At 68.4% G+C, this 17,323-nt stretch carries 13 protein-coding genes and 5 pseudogenes; 6 read left to right on the top strand and 12 right to left on the bottom strand.

The window, feature by feature from the left end:
• Positions 1 to 5: 5 nt before the first annotated feature.
• The 7 genes and pseudogenes from ACZ45E_RS26945 to ACZ45E_RS26915 form a co-directional block, all read right to left on the bottom strand.
• The gene (locus ACZ45E_RS26945; RefSeq protein ID WP_468225025.1) at positions 6 to 1,253 is read right to left on the bottom strand and encodes an ABC transporter permease; all 1,248 of its coding nucleotides are present in this window, start codon (positions 1,251 to 1,253) and stop codon (positions 6 to 8) included.
• Positions 1,250 to 1,981, bottom strand: a complete 732-nt coding sequence (locus ACZ45E_RS26940) for an ABC transporter ATP-binding protein (protein WP_468225022.1) — start codon at positions 1,979 to 1,981, stop codon at positions 1,250 to 1,252. The genes ACZ45E_RS26945 and ACZ45E_RS26940 overlap by 4 nt, the downstream gene beginning before the upstream one ends.
• Entirely contained in the window at positions 1,978 to 3,606 is a 1,629-nt protein-coding gene (locus ACZ45E_RS26935) for a peptidoglycan-binding protein (protein WP_468225019.1), read from the bottom strand. The genes ACZ45E_RS26940 and ACZ45E_RS26935 overlap by 4 nt, the downstream gene beginning before the upstream one ends.
• A 1-nt stretch (position 3,607) precedes the next feature.
• Entirely contained in the window at positions 3,608 to 4,453 is an 846-nt protein-coding gene (locus tag ACZ45E_RS26930) for a hypothetical protein (protein ID WP_468225017.1), read from the bottom strand.
• Between the two features lie 273 nt (positions 4,454 to 4,726).
• The gene (locus tag ACZ45E_RS26925) at positions 4,727 to 5,137 is read right to left on the bottom strand and encodes a hypothetical protein (protein WP_468225014.1); all 411 of its coding nucleotides are present in this window, start codon (positions 5,135 to 5,137) and stop codon (positions 4,727 to 4,729) included.
• A gap of 639 nt (positions 5,138 to 5,776) precedes the next feature.
• Positions 5,777 to 6,046: pseudogene (locus ACZ45E_RS26920) on the bottom strand (transposase family protein); the annotation flags it as partial.
• A complete protein-coding gene (locus ACZ45E_RS26915) occupies positions 6,043 to 6,561 on the bottom strand; it encodes a hypothetical protein (RefSeq protein ID WP_468225011.1) in 519 nt (172 codons plus the stop codon). The pseudogene ACZ45E_RS26920 and the gene ACZ45E_RS26915, both read right to left, overlap by 4 nt.
• A gap of 643 nt (positions 6,562 to 7,204) precedes the next feature.
• Between ACZ45E_RS26915 and ACZ45E_RS26910 the strand changes: the two genes are divergently transcribed.
• Together ACZ45E_RS26910 and ACZ45E_RS26905 are read left to right on the top strand one after the other, a co-directional pair.
• Positions 7,205 to 7,612, top strand: a complete 408-nt coding sequence (locus ACZ45E_RS26910; RefSeq protein WP_468225008.1) for an SRPBCC family protein — start codon at positions 7,205 to 7,207, stop codon at positions 7,610 to 7,612.
• A gap of 749 nt (positions 7,613 to 8,361) precedes the next feature.
• The gene (locus ACZ45E_RS26905; protein ID WP_468225007.1) at positions 8,362 to 8,508 is read left to right on the top strand and encodes a hypothetical protein; all 147 of its coding nucleotides are present in this window, start codon (positions 8,362 to 8,364) and stop codon (positions 8,506 to 8,508) included.
• 138 nt (positions 8,509 to 8,646) lie between these two features.
• On the opposite strand, the gene ACZ45E_RS26900 is transcribed toward ACZ45E_RS26905, so the two are convergent.
• Complete coding sequence (locus ACZ45E_RS26900; protein ID WP_468225004.1) at positions 8,647 to 9,591, bottom strand: LysR family transcriptional regulator; 945 nt, start codon at positions 9,589 to 9,591, stop codon at positions 8,647 to 8,649.
• A 156-nt stretch (positions 9,592 to 9,747) separates the two neighbouring features.
• On the opposite strand from ACZ45E_RS26900, the gene ACZ45E_RS26895 reads away from it, so the two are divergent.
• Together ACZ45E_RS26895 and ACZ45E_RS26890 are read left to right on the top strand one after the other, a co-directional pair.
• Positions 9,748 to 10,491 (top strand): SDR family oxidoreductase, encoded by a 744-nt coding sequence (locus tag ACZ45E_RS26895; RefSeq protein ID WP_468225001.1) that lies wholly within the window; start codon positions 9,748 to 9,750, stop codon positions 10,489 to 10,491.
• A gap of 603 nt (positions 10,492 to 11,094) precedes the next feature.
• On the top strand, positions 11,095 to 11,772 hold the full coding sequence (locus ACZ45E_RS26890; protein ID WP_468225000.1) for a hypothetical protein: 678 nt from the start codon (positions 11,095 to 11,097) through the stop codon (positions 11,770 to 11,772).
• Positions 11,773 to 12,048: 276 nt separating this feature from the next.
• Here the strand turns inward: ACZ45E_RS26890 and ACZ45E_RS26885 are convergent.
• The 3 pseudogenes from ACZ45E_RS26885 to ACZ45E_RS26875 all read right to left on the bottom strand — a co-directional run.
• Positions 12,049 to 12,240: pseudogene (locus ACZ45E_RS26885) on the bottom strand (hypothetical protein); the annotation flags it as partial.
• Positions 12,241 to 12,387, bottom strand: a pseudogene (locus tag ACZ45E_RS26880) (IS110 family transposase); the annotation flags it as partial.
• Position 12,388: 1 nt separating this feature from the next.
• Positions 12,389 to 12,605 (bottom strand): annotated as a pseudogene (locus tag ACZ45E_RS26875) (transposase family protein); the annotation flags it as partial.
• Positions 12,606 to 12,913: 308 nt separating this feature from the next.
• On the opposite strand from ACZ45E_RS26875, the gene ACZ45E_RS26870 reads away from it, so the two are divergent.
• Complete coding sequence (locus tag ACZ45E_RS26870; RefSeq protein WP_468224998.1) at positions 12,914 to 15,940, top strand: NACHT domain-containing protein; 3,027 nt, start codon at positions 12,914 to 12,916, stop codon at positions 15,938 to 15,940.
• A gap of 45 nt (positions 15,941 to 15,985) precedes the next feature.
• On the opposite strand, the pseudogene ACZ45E_RS26865 reads toward ACZ45E_RS26870, so the two are convergent.
• A pseudogene (locus tag ACZ45E_RS26865) lies at positions 15,986 to 16,186 on the bottom strand (FAD:protein FMN transferase); the annotation flags it as partial.
• Between the two features lie 432 nt (positions 16,187 to 16,618).
• Here ACZ45E_RS26865 and ACZ45E_RS26860 point away from each other — a divergent pair.
• The gene (locus ACZ45E_RS26860; protein ID WP_468224995.1) at positions 16,619 to 17,320 is read left to right on the top strand and encodes an SMI1/KNR4 family protein; all 702 of its coding nucleotides are present in this window, start codon (positions 16,619 to 16,621) and stop codon (positions 17,318 to 17,320) included.
• The last annotated feature ends 3 nt before the right edge of the window (positions 17,321 to 17,323 follow it).

Here is a 17,323-nt window from a genome sequence, read left to right as displayed (position 1 = left end):
GGATCTCAGCGTCGCAGTGCTTCCGCCGGCTGGATGCGGGATGCCCGCAGCGCCGGATAGAGACCGGCCACCAGGCCGGTGACCAAGCCGATCACCGGGGCGGCCGCGACGGTCGTCGGGTGCACCACCGGCGTCCAGTCGCGGGCCACGGCGACAGCCACCACGGTCACGGTACCGAGACTGGTCCCTATGAGGCCGCCGAGTGCGCCCAGGGCGGCGGACTCGGCGAGGAACTGCACGGTGATGTGGCGGCCGCGAGCACCCAGCGCCCGGCGCAGACCGATCTCTCCGGTGCGCTCGAGGACGGCGACCAGCGTGGTGTTCGCGATACCGACCGCGCCGATGACCAGACAGATCGAGGCGAGCAGCAGGAAGAGCTGACTGAGGTCGTCGGTCACGTGGGAGCGCAGCGACTTGGGATCCGGCGGTGGCACGGCCTTGAGGTAACCGGGGTGGTCCGGGCGCAGGGCGGTCGGCGCCTCGGCGGCGATCTGCTGGGCGGCGCCGATCCGGGTGGAGATGAGCATCTTCGCCGGGGTGTCCTGCGGCTCGCCGTACAGCCCGAGTGCGGTGGAGCGCGGGATGACGACCGACGAGAGCAGATCGGCCTTGCGCCGGACGTCGTCGATGATGCCGATGACGGTGAACGGCTGCTCGCCGACGAAGATCGCCGGATGCGTCTCCAGGGTGGTGACGCCGAGTCGCTCGGCCAGGCCGGAGCCGATCACGGCCACATCGTCGGCGTGCTTCTCGTGGTAGGCGTCGAAGATCCTGCCCTGGGACAGGTGCGGTACGGCGGCTTCGAGGACCCCGGGGGAAGCAGCCACCAGCGCGGCGTCCTCGCCGGTCCCGTCGGCCGAACCGCCGCCCAGGGAGGCACGTACCCGCATGTCGGGGCCGGTGCGCACGGCCCAGAACACCCCGGCGTGCTCCACCCCGGCGAGTCTCTCGATCCGCTGGTCGGCGTTGCGGGGAAAGGCCATCGACGCGTACGGGTCCTGCTCCCGTGCTACGTCCTGGACCGTGACCTCGGTGGCGGTGAGTACGGAGAACCGGGCATCGATCTGCGAGGAGGTGGTGGCGGTCAGACCGAGGATCGCGACGAAGGTGCCGACACCGAGGACGGTACCCAGCGCGGTCAGGGCGGAACGGGCCGGTCGCTGGAGCAGTCCGGCCAGCGATTCGGCGAGCAGGTCACGCACACTGAAGGAGGACGGTTCGACGGCCCGGTCCGGCCGTTCGGTGTCGCTCACGCGGTGCTCTCCCGGTCCTCGTGCAGCACGCCGTCGCGGATCGCGACGGTACGGGCGCCGCGGCCGGCGACCAGCGGGTCATGGGTGATGACGACCACCGTCATGCCGTCGGCGTGCAGTTCGTCCAGTAGTTCCAGCACCGCTTCGGCGTTACGGGTGTCGAGGTTGCCGGTCGGCTCGTCGCACAGCAGCAGCGAGGGACGGCACGCCACGGCGCGGGCGATGGCGACGCGCTGGCGTTCACCGCCGGACAGCCGGGTGGGCAGCGCGTTGAGCCGGTGGCCGAGCCCGACCCGTACCAGCGCGTCGCGCGCCCGCGCGGAGCGCTCCGCGCGGGCGACGCCGTTGTACGTCATGCCCAGGACCACGTTCTCCTGCGACGAGCGGTGCGGCAGCAGGTGAAAGGATTGGAAGACGAATCCGATACGGCGTCCGCGCAGCGCGGTGCGGTCCGCGTCCCGCAGGGCGCCGGTGTCGATGCCGTCCAGCAGATAGCTGCCGTGGGTCGGTGCGTCGAGCAGCCCCGCGATGTTCAGGAACGTCGACTTGCCGGACCCGGAGGGGCCGACGACGGAGACGAACTCACCGCGGCGGATCGTCAGGTCGCACGGTCTGAACGCCGGTACCGGCGGCGGTCCCGGATAGGTGAGGCCCGCCTGCCGGAACTCGATGACCGGAGGCGGTACGCCGGGAGCCCGCGGTTCGGCGTCCGGCTGGATCAGCGTCACGAGCCGCTCCCCGCGCCTTTTTTGACGCCGGTGATCACCAGGTCGCCCTCCTTGAGGGACGCGCCCGCTTCGGGCGTCACGGACACGAAGCCGTCACCGGAGGTGCCGGGCCGCACCGCGACCCTGCGCTGCCTGCCACTCTGTTGTCCGTCACCGGCCTCCAGGACGACGGTGACGACGCTCTTTCCGTCGGCTCCCGACGACAGGGCGGTGACCGGAACAACCAGTGCGGCGCCCGACGTGGAGGCCGCCTCGATGGTCAGCCGTACGTCCTCGCCGGCGGAATTCGACGGCAGCGGCCGCTTCGGGTGGACCACCATCAGATAGCCCTGAGGGACGGAGGCGGCGCTGCCGCCCGTGCCGGTGCCCGTGCCGCTGCCCGCGGTGTCACCCGCGGTGGAGCCGTCGGTGCCGCTCTGCCCGGTCGCCTGTTGGCCGTTGTCCTGGGAGTCGGCCACCGAAGTGACCGTGGCGGGCACGGTGAGGCCGGCCGACTCGATGTCGATCCGCACTTTCTGCCCGGATCTGATCAGGCCCTTCTGCTGTTCCTGCAGATAGCCGTCGACCACCAGTTGACCGGCCGATATCTTCATCGCCGCACCGTCGGCGCCGGAGCCCACCACCGCGGAGACCTGGGTGACCCGGGCGGGGAAGCTGCGGATGAACACCACTTCGCCGGACGGCAGCATCGGCCCGGCCTTCTGCTTGACCTTGTTGAGGGCTTCCCGGGCCGTGGCGAGGTCCTCCGCGGCGCGGCTGACACCCTTCCGCAGTGAACGGGTGTCCGCGCCACCGGACGTGCCGTCGCCGCCGCCCGAACCGGCGGAGCCGGGAACCGTCTTACCGTCGGCCAGGTCGGCCGCCGAGAGTGTCGCGGAGGCCGAGGGGCTCGGTGCGGCTGTGGACGCCGAGGCGGTCGAGGACGCTGTGGCCGCCGTCGCTTCGCGCAGGGTGTCCAGCGCGTCCTCGTGGGCGCGTTCCGCTGCCGTCACCGCGCTCTCCGCTGCCGATATCTGGTCGGCCTCGTCGGCGGATGCGGGCAGCGGGTCGTAACCGATGGAGGCGTAGTAGGCGCTGAGGGCGCTCTTGGTACCCGTTCCGAAGTGTCCTGTGCGGTCGTTCCCGGTGCGGTGTCCGAGTGACGTCAGCGCTTTCTGGAGCTGCTTGACGTCGTCGCCCTCGGTGCCCGGCTTGAGGTCCCGGTACACCGGCACCGAGCCCTTGAGCGCGAACACCGGGCGCCCGGACACCTCCATCACGACCTGGCCCGCGGAGACGGTCTGCCCCTGGCGCATCGGCAGTTTGGTGACGACCGGGCGGCCGCCGTCCTCTCCGCCCGCGTTGGCCGGGGTCACGTCGACGGACTGTCCGGCAGTGACCGTGCCCCGCAGGATCACCGAGTCCTTCAGTACCCGGTTCTCGACCGGTGAGGTCAGGATGTCCGGAGAGGGGGCCCGCGCGTCGGCGGCGGCCTGCGCCGGGGATTTGATCAGCAGGGAGGCGCCGACGCCGGCCCCGGCCAGCAGCGCCGCCCCCGCGGCGACGAGGGCCACCCAGCGCCGCCGCCTGGCGAGTACGGACGCGTTGTCGTCCTCGGCCGGGGGGATGTCACCGGTCGTCGTCATGTCACTCACCCGTGACCTGGGCGGCCAGCTTGACGTCGTGCTCGATGTCCTTCTTGACGGCGTCCAGCTGCTGCGCGTTCTTCTCGATGGCCTGCTTCTGGTAGGCGACGTCGACCGCGTTCCAGATGCCCGCCACGTTGTACTTCTCCATGCAGGTGGCACTGGCCGTCGCCACCTGCTTCTCCTCGGCGCTCACGGTCGTGCCCGCCCACTTCGGGTCACCGTCGGCCTTGATCGGCGTCGGGTAGTCGAAGCCCTCCTTCTTCATGCAGCCGGACCACTTGGCGAAGGCCGCCCTGACCCGTTTGTCCTCCGTCGACTTCTGGAAGCTGTTGATGTTGACGTCAACGGCGACCGGGGCGTCCTGGTAGTTGCCCAGCTTCTTCTTCGCCTCGCCGTAGCAGCCGCCCACGGGGACCTTCTTGCCGTTGTAGTCCTGGCCGCCGGGACCGGACTTGACCGAGGGATCGGTGGTGCCCCTGAGGACACCGAGCTGGGCCGTCGACAGGTTCGACCGGGAGGCGGTCCCCGCGTTCTTCGCCTTGGCCAGGTCGGACGCGGTGTGCTGGCCGGGCACCTGGAACCCGTACTGGGCGGTGACGGCAGGGTCGAGTTTTCCGTACCGGTACTGCGAGAGGACGTACTTCGGGCCCTTCAGCTCCGTCGTGGGCTCGTGGAACTGGATGCCGAACCGCTGCATGCAGCGCTCGCGCAAGGTGTTCTCGGCCTTGCCGAGCGCAGCCGACTGCTCGTCGGTGAGGAGGTAGGCCTCGACCGGAACCGGCGTCTCCACCCGGGTGGTGATCTTGGGGGTCGACGAGACCTCGGGGGCGCCGTCGGATGCCACGGTCTTCTCCGTCGACGAACCGGAACAACCAGTGGCCAACGCGGCAGCCAGAACGGTCAGAACGGCTGCGCCCTGGAGGGAGCGGGAGCGGAGCTGCTTCACGAGCGGCACTTCCTTGTTGATGAGTGGGCGTCTGGGATCTGAGCATGAAGAAGGGCACTCCGCCCGATTCCGGCGAGCGGAGTGCCCGTGCACCGTGCGGAGAATCTCGTCCACGTCCTGAGGACGCTTCGGGGCACGGTTCTTGTCACGCAGTTCTGCGGATGGGCTTGCTCAGAACCAGTCGCCGGACGCGTTGTTGTTCTTCATCGTGGAGTTCAGGTTCGCGAAGCCGCCCTTGGCGATGGCCTGCGAGGCGAAGCTGGCGTTGTAGTTCGAGTTGTAGTAGATGCGGATACCGAGGTCGAAGTCCCAGTTGTCGACGGACGCGGCGTTGTTCTTGACCGCCAGTTCGGCGCCGTTTCCGCCGTTGGTGCTGGTGCTTGCGGAGAACTTGAGGCCGGCGTAGTCCGGGATCGCGTAGTACTGCTTGTACAGGGCGCCCGCGTTGTTGGAGTTGTAGTGCAGACAGGCGTAGTCGACGCTGCAGGAGACGGCCGCATTGGCCGGCGAAGCGAGGACGAGGCTGCCCGCGGTGGTCGCCAGAGCGACCGCGCCGACAGCTGCCAGGTGTTTGAGTCTCATGAACTCCCTCTCAATGAGGTCCAGTTGGACCGCAGTGGTCCGTCGGTGACCCTAGGCCGGGTACGGATGTTCGACGAGTGAGTTCTTGTGACTGGCGCAAAACGACCTGTGCGAACCCGGTCGGGGCGGACGGAGGAGTTCCACGGATACCCCCAGGTGACCATCGGCGGGAATAGAACATTCCGGAACAAATCACGGTGCCATGGCCATGTTCTTTCACCGCAGAACATGTCATACCGCGCGAATCGGCATCGCCGACGGGCGCGAAGGATGGCGAAATCCGGTACACCACATCTCTATGGATGGGACAAAGCCCTACGGAAACAGGCCGGGACGCCCTGGAGGGGAAGGCGTCCTGGCCCGTTGGCCGGAGGGTGTTCAGGGGCGGCTCGGAACGCGGCCTCGTCGAGGTCCATCAGGGAGCTGTCGACGGTCTCGGCCAGGGCTCGGCCAGGGCTCGCTGCTCGCCGACGTCCGGCAGAGACGTGCCTCCAGCACGGCCTGGGGCGCCGGCGCGCGACGGCTGCGCCGCGCATCCACCCCGACACCGTCGACTACCGGTCTCTCCCCCGCCCGTCCCGGGGGCGTCCAGTCACTGAACGTTTTCAGCGTTGGCTCTCCAGGGTGAGGACGGCTCTTCCGGAGGATTTTGTGGGTGCGGGCGGCCGTCAGGTCGTGGGTCCGGCCCGGCAGCGTCGGCGACAGCCACAGGATTTCGCCGACCGGGTCGGTGACCACCTGCACGTTCACCCCGCGCCGCTTTCGCTTCGAGGAGCAGTCGGCCCTGCCGTCGCCGACGCGGTCGCGCTCGCGCTCGGCGAGCGGGCCGTCCAGGAGGACGAAGTCCGGGTCGTGCGCGCGCAGCGTCTTCAACAGGCCCGGAGCCTGCTCGGCGAGCAGACCGGTCACCGCGGCGACAGAGGCACGGGCGGTACGGAGTGCGACGGGCGGGAACGCCGACCAAGGTCATCGGTGAGGACCTGTGCAATGGGAAGGTCACAATGCCGCTGGCTCACGCGATCGCTCTGCTGCCCACGGACCGGATCCGCGCCCTCTAGCACCGGGTACGCGACGGCGGCGAGCGGCCCGACACTGTGCACCGCGCCGTCGCCGAGCTGGAGCACTGCGGCGCATTGAAGGCCTGCGCCGAGGGGGCCCGGCAGACCCTGGAAGACGCCTGGTGCCGGCTCAGACCGTTGCCGCTGCCGTCCCCCGAGGCGGACGTGCTGCACCGGATCATCCGGCACGTGATCGAGCGCAACCTGGCCTGAGCTGCCGAGGTCTGCGGCGGCGGCCTCGGCGCGGTCGTAGTGGCCCAGCGCCTGGTGGGTGATCAGTTCGACCGTGTCCTGCACGTGCTGCACCTGGCGAGCGGGAAGGTGCTCGTCTCCGGTGGACACGCCAAGCCCGACCGACGACGACATCGCCAGCCGCCTCGGTGTGGGCGGACGACCGCCTGGTTGGCATCATCGACGCGGATCCTCACCAAGCTTCGCCCCGACCCAGCCCGCGCGACCCAACTCTTGCGCGCCCTGATCGTCCTGACGAACCTCAAAGTCGACCGCTGACGGATGATCTTCTCCGCAGACTCCTGCCAACGGCCAGCGTAAGCACCCCGGAAGGCCGTCACACCAGCCCTTTGACCTGCGAATTCAAGTTGCGAAGGCTCAGTGGTCGGGACGTACCCGGAACGTCGCCGTTGAACGATCACGGTGCGACAGGGCCCCGTGGGCGCATCAACGTGCGCTGTCCACGGGACCGTTCCTCCGCGGCGCCGACTCCGCCAAGAACATGAGGCAACGGGGCCGGGCCGTCTGCCGTCGCCGGAGCCGACACACACGAGGTTGCCCGGTTCTTCACCGGAAGACACACCCGGATGCACCCCGACCATGTTGTCTTGCGGAGCCCGGAGCCCGAACAATGTGCAGTCCTCCCTGTACGAGGGCCGGGCACCAGCGTCATGCACGGCGAGCCGGGCGGTGGGCCTCGTCATAGAGGTGGGCGCTCGCGTGCTCGTGTCCGATTCGTTCAAGAGGTCGGTGGGCGTGGTCCGTTACCGTCACGGCCATGAACGATCTGGGCGAGCAGTCATGGCATCTCAGTACCTTCATCGACCGCTCTGTCAGCGATGCCTATGCCTATGCATCGAACCCGGTCAATCTTCCTGCTTGGGCTCATGGCCTGGGCGAGTCCGTCGAACTGATCGATGGCCAGTGGGTTGCGCAGTCTTCCCCGATGGGACGCGTCGAGATCACTTTCGCCCCGTGCAATGAACTGGGTGTGCTCGATCACCATGTCACGCTGCCCTCAGGGGAATGCGTCTACAACCCGCTTCGGGTGATCGCTTACGGGGCTGGAAGCGAGGTCGTGTTCACTCTTCGCCGTCGCGCGGATATGAGTGACGCCGATCTCGAGCGGGACGCCGGCATGGTCGCTGCCGACCTGGCCCGCCTCAAAACGCTGATGGAAAGTTGAGGGAGCGACACGAGTGACGACGGGCCCACCTCCGTGCCCGTCTACCAGTACGTCATCACGGACGCCCTGGGCGCAGCCGTCGCTCTCGGCGGCTGACTGCGGGAGGGAGGAACACCTGACAAGCAAGGACCAGCAGCCCACGCGGTACTCGGTGTGGTGGTGCCGCACCCTCTACGCCAGCTGGATCATGGCCGTCGGAGTGGTGTCGGCCATCGCCCTGATCGTGGTCGCCGCGATCAGTCCGCAGCACTGTGTCCTGAGCCTGCTGCTGCTCTTCGCCGCAGCCTCCTTTCTCGCCGTCGGCGGAATCAAGGTCACCGCGTCCCCGGACCAAGTGACCGAGCCCTGCGCCCTGTTCCCTCTTCTTGCGCTGCCCGCATCGCACTGCACCGCATCGAACGGGCGTCGGCTCACTGGACACGTCCGATGGAGACTGCCGCCAGCTCCTCCAGGCGCAAGATGGCAGACGACAGGAGTCTGCCGGCGGCCGCCGATCACGTCACCGCCCAGAGCGAGGACCCCGGATGCCGGGGCACCGCACAGCGGCGCAAAGATGAGCAGCCGCAGCTCGTCGCCGTGACCGCCGGAGAAACCGGGCCCGGGTCTCCGCCGTGATCCGGCCCGAGGCGACGGCCTGCTTCTGTCGGCGCTTGCGTACCACCGGCTGGCACCGGCTGCCACCGAGCCTTCACCGTGTCGTCAATCTTCGCGGCGACGTCCGGGCGGGCATGCTTGCGTGCGCCGCGCCGGTGGCGGTTCACGGAGTCAGCGGTGACCCCGAGCTCCTGGGCGACGCCCTTCGCGCTGCCGAACTGCTCGAGCAGGAGGCCGAGCCGATCTGGCCCTTGCGGGTCTTCGGCGCCTCCTTGGTGAACGCCTCGCGGTCGGCCCGCTAGATCGCGTCCTCGATCTCCCCCACGACTTACTCCTTCGTCCAGGGCGGCGTCGTGTAGGTTCTCGGGTTCGCTGTCAGGTGCCGGCGCTGCGACCTGGTGTCCTTCCCCTGTCTCGGGCCGTCTCGCTGGACGGCCGGATCAGGAATGTGTCATTTCCTCATGCCGGGGTTCGAGGAACCGGCGCGAGGCTTCCCGGAAGCGGGCTACGAGCGGGCTGCGGTCGCCTGAGCGGCTGGCGACGACCACCTGACAGGGTTCCATGTCGTCGACGGTGATGGCGATGACATCGTCCCGGAGTGTGTAGCGGCGGTCGTACGCAGGCACGACGGCGACGGCGCGCCCGTCGGCGACGACTTCGAGCTTGTCCTCGAAGGTGTCCACGAGCAGCGGACCGCGTGGTGCGGGGTCGCCGTCCGGCAGAGGGTCGAGCCGCCAGAACTCGCTCCAGACCGCGGCCATGCTGGCACAGGGCAGCAGGGATTCGTCGGCGAAGTCGTCCTGCCTGACCGACTTCTTGTCGGCGAGGCGGTGGGATGCGGGCACGAGGAGTACCCGGGGTTCGTCGTAGAGGACGGTCACACTCAGGTCATCGTCCGGGATGGGAAGCGGCGCGCGGGCGACAAGCACGTCGACCCGGCCGTCAGGAAGAGCGCGGGCTTCGTTCCAGTCCAGATGCCGGGTGCGGACGTGGGCGTCAGGATGACCGCGGCGCAGGTCCCGCACCGCGGGAGTGATGACGAGGTCCTCGACGTACCCGATGGTGATCGTGCGCGGTGGCGCTGCGTCGCGTGCGGCTCGCACCGCCTGCTGGGCGGAGTGCAGGAGTGCCTGCGCCTGGGGCAGGAAGGCCGCGCCTGCCGCTGTGAGGGCGCTGCCCTGGGTGGTGCGTTCCAGAAGGCGCACGCCGAGGGCGTCCTCCAGCCGCTTGATCTGACGGCTCAGGGAGGGCTGGGCCACGTGCAACGCGGCCGCCGCCCGGGCGAAGTGCAGATGCTCGGCGACGACCGTGAAGTACCGCACCAGCCGCAAGTCGAGGTCAAGGCCGGGATCGAGCGCCGGAGCGGGCGAAACTCCATCGGACATGCAGACACCCTACTCGTGATACCGATCCTGCATGACGGAGCACGAAACAGGTCTTGGACGCCTTACCGCAGACAGCTGTTGACTCGATGCTGTCCCTCCGAGGCCGCCTCGGGGACATGATCCGCAAGCCGATTCCCGAAACAGAGGATGTCCACCGTGGGCAAGTACGAGGGCAAGAACGTCGTGATCACAGGAGGCAGCAGCGGGTTGGGTCTGGCCACCGCACAGCTCCTGGTGGGCGAAGGGGCACGGGTGCTCATCACCGGGCGTAAGCAGGCCGCACTGGATGCCGCCCGCGAGCAGCTCGGCGACAAGGCGAGTGCGCTGCGCAGCGACGCGTCGTCGTTGCCCGACATCGACGCGCTGGCCGACCGTGTGAAAGCCGAGTTCGGTACGGTCGATGCCCTGTTCGCCAACGCCGGTGTGAACGGGTTCGCACCGTTCGAGGCAACAAGCGAGGAACTCCTCGACGAGTTGCTGACGATCAACACCAAAGGCCCGTACTTCACGGTGCAGAAACTCGTCCCGCTGCTGGCCGAGGGCAGCGGCGTGGTGTTCACCACCTCGGTCGTGAATGTGCTGGGCCTTCCCGAGCTCAGCGCATACGCGGCGAGCAAGGCGGCGCTGCGCTCGATGACCCGCAGCCTGGCCCGCGAGCTGCTGCCGAAGAAGATCCGCGTCAACGCGGTCAGCCCCGGCCCGATCGACACCGGCATCCTGGAGAAAACGATGCCCCCGGAAGCGGTGGAACAGACGAAGGCACAGATGGCCGCGGTCATCCCCATGCTGCGCGTGGGCACCCCCGACGAGGTCGCCAAGGCAGTCGCCTTCCTCGCCTTCGACGCCACCTTCACCACTGGCGCCGAACTCGCCGTGGATGGCGGCGGTTCCCAATTGTGACACCTGTCTTCGTCACCGGCGGGAGCGGCCCACCATGCACTGCCGCCCGCGGTGTCACCCCCGGACGAGCGCGGAGCACGGCCTTTGAACTGCGCTTGTCCTGTCGCAGTGCATCTGGCGGGTAGAGAGCTGCTGACCTGCCGGCGTGCCATGTCACTTCAGAACGTTGCCCCGCAGCGTTCTCAAACGACATGGCTTTCGCGGAAGTCTGCTGACGGCAAGAAGATCAGCTCAGCTCAGCCGTCCTGCTCGTCGGCCAGACTGCCCCTGGTCACCCGGAGACGGTGCCGTGGTTGGTGATGGCGCTTCCTCGGGCATTGCAAGGCAACCGCGGTGCCTGGGTTGCAGCGATCGTGCTCGGGCTTCCGACGATTGTGGGCGCTATCGTGATGGTCCCTTTGCTTTGATTGCCTGACGCGTCCCGGGCTTGGTGCACTCCCGACGAGTTGGACTTCGAGTTCGTCGATGAGGACAGTCGGGACGGGGATGACGAGGTGGCGACTGGCTGAAACTGACGCCGGAGGGGAAGGGAACGTTCCGCACCGCGCAGCACGCCGGACGGACGGACGGAACCAGCGGGACCGGTCGTAGGGGGAGAGACTCATGGTGCGGGAGTGCTGGTTCTGCGGGAATGCCACACCTCCGTCGTGGTACGACCGCCTTCTGGGGCTGCACCAGGGCGCCGACACCACCATGACCCCATGGATCGTTGTTCTGCGCACCACCTGGCGCCAGGAAGTCGTGCATGTGCCACGCTGTGCCCGCTGCCACACCGGACATCAGATCGAGCAGATCGCGGCGGTGCTCTCCATAGCCGCGTTGATCGCCTACGCCGCCAGCGGCCGACTGGACCAACTCCTCGGCATTCTGCCGACTTCGGCCGGAGAGCGGACGGTCGCAGCGATCTGGGCGGCCGTAGCCTGCCTGCCGGGACTCACCTGGATAGCCATCAGGCATGGTTGGCTGCCGTGGCGGCGCCTGGCACCCCACCGCATGGGCTATGCCCGCCATCACCCGGAGTTCATCCGGCTCCTAGACGAGGACTGGAAACCCAGGCCGGGTCCCTTCCCCTATTGGGGAAGTCCGCGGAACCCCCATCACCCTCCGCCGCCGAGCAGATTCCGGCGCCTGATCGGACGCGTCATCGACCTGGTCGGAACAGCCTGCGCCATCGGCATCCCCATCTTCTACTTTCAGGGCTACGAGGAACTGGCCGGAGGTCTCATCGCGGCGGTGGCAGGGCTGTTCTTCTTGTCCTCGAAGATCAAACCCGACAACTGAACGCCGTCTCTAAGGCCATTCTCGGTCGGCCGCCAACGAGCTCATCGGTGGCGACTGCTTGCAGGTCGGCGAACCGGTCGTCATCGACAGCGAACCGAGCGGAGCAAGGCTCAAACCCCACGGTCGAAGCAAGATCCAATGCGAATCGGCCATCGTGAACGCGAAAGGCTGCGAATCCGCCAACCAGAAGGCGACAGGAGAGCGCTGTCTCATATGGATGCCATAAGTGCTACATCCACAAGACACGGTCGCTGAATAAATGACACGGGATCTGGGAAGCTGCACGTCGCATCCCGTGAGGTGACGGGCCGGGTTCAGGCCCTGCTCCATCAGGTCGGCCGCCCACAGCATCGACTGGAGGCCCTCCAGTTTTGCCAAGCCGGGCGTGGGCCCCAGGCGGAACCCACCGGGCTGCGGCTTCCCGGACGCGGCGTACGGGAGGAAGCCGAGCGGGCTCTCACCCGGGCTCGCCTGAGTTCTAGCCTTGATCGCAGACGCGCGGGACACACGCAGCTGGCGAAGGGCTTCCACCGTGCCGGTGTGGGACTTGGGGATGGCTGGAGCTCGTCCTGAGACTGCTCCGCGGGCGGCGGCATGGGCGTCGATCGGGTCGGATCACCGCGGCGACATAGGCACGGGCGGTGCCGAGGGATATCCGAACGCCGCAGCGATACGAGCAAGAGTGTCGTGGCGGCGCAGGTACACAAGTGCGACCAACGCGCGCCGATGCGGCGGGAGTCAGCACTGGCGGCCCCCTCCCGGGCGACGATGAGCATGGTGACCCACGCGACCAGGGCGTGAGGCAGGCCGAGTGCAGGAGGAAACGGAACCAACAGGGCTCCCGTGCTACCGAGTTGAGGCGAACACCCCCCTCAACGGCACAGGAGCCCCGCCCGTTGCACACCCCCACCTCCACACCGCCCGTCACTCGACCGGCGGCCATTCCGAAAACGCTCATTTGCTGCGGACTGACAGCACCGCTCGGCCCCGCCCGTCGACGCACTGGGCGACGGCCCGGTCCTTGGCATGGACCGGGCGAGGCGTGTGGTCGATCGCCTGCCCACCACGGCCCGAACTCCCTATGATTTGAAGGGCCTCAGGGGTGGGGACGCGCGCCCCACCATGTCGGCTCGGAGGGCTCATGGATCCGGCCAGTCTTGGTACGACCGCACGCATTGCCTCTTCAGTGGCGCGCCCCATCATCGCCAGGCTCCTCGTCAAGGAGGGGCCCGGCGCCGGGCTCGTGGACAAGCCCGTACGGGTGTCGCAGTTGGTGAGCTGGCACGGGGAGAAGCGCACGCTGTCACGCCTGGACATGTGGAAGATCGCGCGGCAACTGCAGAAGGCGGCACTCGACGCCAGCCCGTACGAGCCTCCGGTCGCCTCCGACGAGCTGGAGCCCGTGGCGGACGCCCTGGTCCTGACGCTGTCCGCGCTGGGCGACCTGGAGATGGACGACGTGCAGGCGGTCCGGCTCGGGCACGAGGCGCTGGCACGCCGCTTGAAGACGGAGAGGCCGGACGTCACCCGCGAACTGTCCGCCGACGCGACCGCCTTCCACGACAGCCTGCTGGAGCTGAGCTGTCTGCACGTCCTGCACTTCTTCACCCAGCGCTCGACGTTCATCGCCCATACGCAGATCGCCCAGAGCCGGCTGCTCGACGAGGTCGTCCGCGCGCTCGACGTGCTGGCGGACCGGATCCCGCGGAAGGACAGCGCCGACGGGGAGTTCGAGTCCCGCTATCTGGCCTACATCGAGCGCAAGTACGGCAAGCTCAACATTTTCGGTCTCGATCTCAGCGATCCCGACCGGGCCCGTTGGCCGCTCGACACCGCCTACCTGAACCTGGAGCTGGCCTCACAGCGCGTCGGCAGTTCCCCGTCGGCGAACCGCCGGCGGGTGGAGGACGCTCTCTCGACCTGCAACCGGGCGCTGCTGCGCGGCCTCGCCGGATCGGGCAAGACCACCCTCATGCAGTGGATGGCCGTCTCCGCCGCGCAGAACTCCTTCCCCGACGAGCTGGGCGCGCTTCGGGGCCGTATCCCGTTCATGCTTCCGCTGCGCGCTCTCGACCGTCATCCGGGCCTGCCGGGCCCTGAGGAGTTCCTCGGAGCGGTGGGCAACATCCTGCACGGTGTGCAGCCGGAGCAGTGGGCGGACCGGGTCCTGGCGCACGGCCGGGGCATGGTCCTCATCGACGGTGTGGACGAGGTCTCCGAGAGTGAACGGCCGGTCGTACGAAGGTGGTTGCACGACCTCGTCGAGATGTACCCGCTGACCTTCTTCCTCGTCACCTCCCGCCCCTCGGCCGTTGGCACGAACTGGCTGACCGAGCTCGACTTCGACGAGTTCAATCTGCTGCCGATGAACCGCAACGACGTCGACCAGTTCGTCCACCGCTGGCATGCCGCCGCCCTGACCACGGTCGACGAGCCCGAGGAACAGCAGGCGGTCGAGAGCTGCCGGGACGCCCTGCGCAGCACCCTGCGGCAGAAGTCCGACCTGTACAGACTGGCGACCAACCCCCTGATGTGCGCGCTGATCTGCGCCCTGCACCGCGACCGGCTCACGCACCTGCCCGAGCGCCGGATGGAGCTGTACTCCGCCGCCCTCGCCATGCTGCTGGTGCGCCGCGACAAGGAGCGTGCGATCACCGCGCCCGACGGACTCGCGCCTACGGAGGAGACCCAGGTCCAACTGCTCCAGCGGATCGCGTACTGGCTGATCCGCAACGGCCGGTCCGAGGCCTCCCAGTCGACCGCGGTCCGCATCATCCGGGAGAAACTCCCCTCCATGCCGCACCTCGCGCCGCCCGAGCGGGCCGAGGACGTGTTCGACTTCCTGTTGCTGCGCAGCGGGCTGCTGCGCGAGCCCTCGGCCGGCATGGTCGACTTCATCCACCGCACCTTCCAGGACTACCTCGGCGCGAAGGCCGCCATCGAGGCGGAGGATCTCGACCTGCTCGCCGAATCCGGCCGCGACGACCAGTGGGACGACGTGATCCGGCTCGCCGTCGGCCACGCCCGCGACAATGAGCGCGCCTATCTCCTGCGCAAGCTGGTGGAGCTCGGCGACCAGACGACCGATCCCCGGCTGCGCCGCCGCTATCACCTGCTCGCCGCCGCGGCATTGCAGCATGCCACCACCCTTGATCCGGCCGTCCGCGCCGCCGTGACGCTGCGCGCCACGGCGCTCATTCCTCCGGAAACCCCGGCGGACGCGGAGGAACTCGCCACGGCCGGCGACATCGTTCTCGATTTCCTGCCCGGCCCCGACCGCCTGACGCCCGACCAGGCCCGGGCCACGGTGATGACCCTCGCCCGCATAGGCGGGGAGGCGGCACTGGACCAGCTGGCGCGCTTCAAGCACGTGGCCAGCCGTGACGTACGACAGGAACTCGCCCTGTCCTGGCCGTACTTCGACGCCCGCTCCTACACCGAAGAAGTCCTCTCCGGGCTCCCGATGGACGACCTCACGCTCCATCTGACCGTGCCGGAGCAAATCCCCTGCCTCGCGTCCTTCGACCGGCTCCCCCACCTCCACCTCAGGGGTCAGCTGCTGACAGCGGCCCTCGTACGCACCATCACGCCGGCCGAGCTGCACTCCATGACGATCGCACTGTCCAGCGCCGTCTCCATCGCGCTCCCGGCGCTGGCCCCGCTGAGCGGGCTACGCCGTCTCACCGTCGAGTCCTGCGATGTCATCGACAATCTGAGCGCGCTCGGTGAGAGTCCCGCCGAGGGACTGGCGCTCCACCGGCTGCCGGACGGCGTGGATCTCTCCTTTCTCGCCCAGGCCACGAACCTCAGGCATCTGACGTTGTCCTCCGAATACGGCATCCCGTTGCCCAAGGTTCCGCTGCGCCAGGTCACGTCGCTCGGCATCGACGGAATCCTCACGAGCCAGACGCTCCCCGACCTCGGTCCGCTCTTCCCGTCGCTCACCACGCTGACGCTGCGCCTGACCTCCCAGAGTTACCAGGCACCCGTGCAGCTCGCGTCCCTCCTGCACGTACAGCGCGCGCGTATCGACCTCACCCTGGTGGACGTCGGGAAGGCGTACGGCGTGGAGTCGCTGCCCGCCGACCGCGTCGTCGTACGCAACGAAGGGCGCGACAGGTCGAAGGGGCGGAACCGGACCGGCCTTCTGCGGCGGTTCCGCGCATAGCCTCAGGACGACGAAGGGCTGCCCCACGTCACAGCCGGGTGGCCAGAACCGCTGCGCACCGGCAGCCTGCAACTGCTGCGCGGCGCGCTGCACCGACCAGCCCTTGACCGCCGCACACGGGTCGAACCCGCGCCCCGGCAGCGGTGCGTCGAACGCGCCGCCCCTGGCGATCCGGTAGTGCTCACACAGATCGAACGCCTCCGCGAGCTCCTCCCCCACAGCGCGCAGCGCATCCTCGCCGCGCTCGCCGCTTCCGGCACCTGACCGAGGAGGTCGACGACCTCAACAAGCAGATAGTCAAAGCCGTCGAAGCCAGCACACCCGGCCTGCTGGAAGTCCGCGGCGTCGGCCCGGACAGCGTCGCTGCCCTGCTCATCTCGGCCGGCGACAACCCCGAGCGACTCGCCAGCGAGGCCGCCTTCGCCCTTGTACGGCACCAGCCCGGTCGAGGCTTCCTCCGGGCACCCTCAACAGCAACTCTCTCTACACGCCATAGTGCCGTGCAAGCGAATGTTCGCCGGGTTGCCAAGGATGCCCCCGCCCCAGGCGGTGAGCCGGGCAGGCCGATCGGGGGAAGAAAGGTGCGTGCCCGATGACGATCGGGCTCCTCTCCACGATGGCCGCATCTGCCCAGGGCCGCCTGAACGGCCTTTGGTCGACGGGGCTATCTTCCGGTGCATGCAGACGGTGAACTGGAGCGATGTCCGGGAGCGAACCGTCGCTCTCTATGCACGGCGGGGATCGGGGGCCGGTGCCGTTCTCCCGCCGGTCCTCAGTGAGGCTCAAGTGCGTCAGGCCGAGGAACAGTTGGGTGTGAGGTTCCCCGACGACTATCGCCAGTACCTGCTGCACGTCAGTGCCGGCGGGCGGGTGCGCACGCTCCGGCTCGATCAGAGTGGCTGGCGCTGGGACGGCGACCAGCCTCCGAACCGTGCGAACCTGCATGTTCCTTTCCCGGACCACGACGCTGCTCTCGCAGCGAGCGAAGATCTTTGGCTGACCGAACCCCAGGAGGGGGATTACGCTTCCGCTGCGGCCTACAAAGCCGATCATGACGCGTGGCGGGAGATGACCGATGCCGCCGAGGACGCGCGGACTTGCGGGGCCGTCCCTCTCTGCGATGACGGCTGCGGCTTCTACACCCTCCTCGTGGTCAGCGGACCCATGCGTGGCGCCATGTGGTTCGACGGACGCGCGACCTGCGATCGCCTCAACCCGCTTTTGAACGACGACGGACAGCCCGCCACCTTTGCCGAGTGGTACCTGGACTGGCTCACCCACGAGGAACCGCTGACAACACCGGAAATGCGTCGTGCGGCAAACGATCGATGGCGTGCCGGGACGGACGTCCCCATCTGGCTGCGCTGGTTCGATTCGTGAGCC

The sequence above is a fragment of the Streptomyces sp. NPDC030991 genome, assembly GCF_055571235.1.
This window is presented reverse-complemented; position numbering and strand designations above follow the sequence as displayed.

Coding starts and splice junctions, on each gene's coding strand:
- ACZ45E_RS26935 (WP_468225019.1), bottom strand. CDS start 3,606: ATGACGACGACCGGTGACATCCCCCCGGCCGAGGACGACAACGCGTCC.
- ACZ45E_RS26925 (WP_468225014.1), bottom strand. CDS start 5,137: ATGAGACTCAAACACCTGGCAGCTGTCGGCGCGGTCGCTCTGGCGACC.
- ACZ45E_RS26915 (WP_468225011.1), bottom strand. CDS start 6,561: ATGTCGTCGTCGGTCGGGCTTGGCGTGTCCACCGGAGACGAGCACCTT.
- ACZ45E_RS26910 (WP_468225008.1), top strand. CDS start 7,205: ATGAACGATCTGGGCGAGCAGTCATGGCATCTCAGTACCTTCATCGAC.
- ACZ45E_RS26900 (WP_468225004.1), bottom strand. CDS start 9,591: ATGTCCGATGGAGTTTCGCCCGCTCCGGCGCTCGATCCCGGCCTTGAC.
- ACZ45E_RS26890 (WP_468225000.1), top strand. CDS start 11,095: ATGGTGCGGGAGTGCTGGTTCTGCGGGAATGCCACACCTCCGTCGTGG.
- ACZ45E_RS26870 (WP_468224998.1), top strand. CDS start 12,914: ATGGATCCGGCCAGTCTTGGTACGACCGCACGCATTGCCTCTTCAGTG.
- ACZ45E_RS26860 (WP_468224995.1), top strand. CDS start 16,619: ATGCAGACGGTGAACTGGAGCGATGTCCGGGAGCGAACCGTCGCTCTC.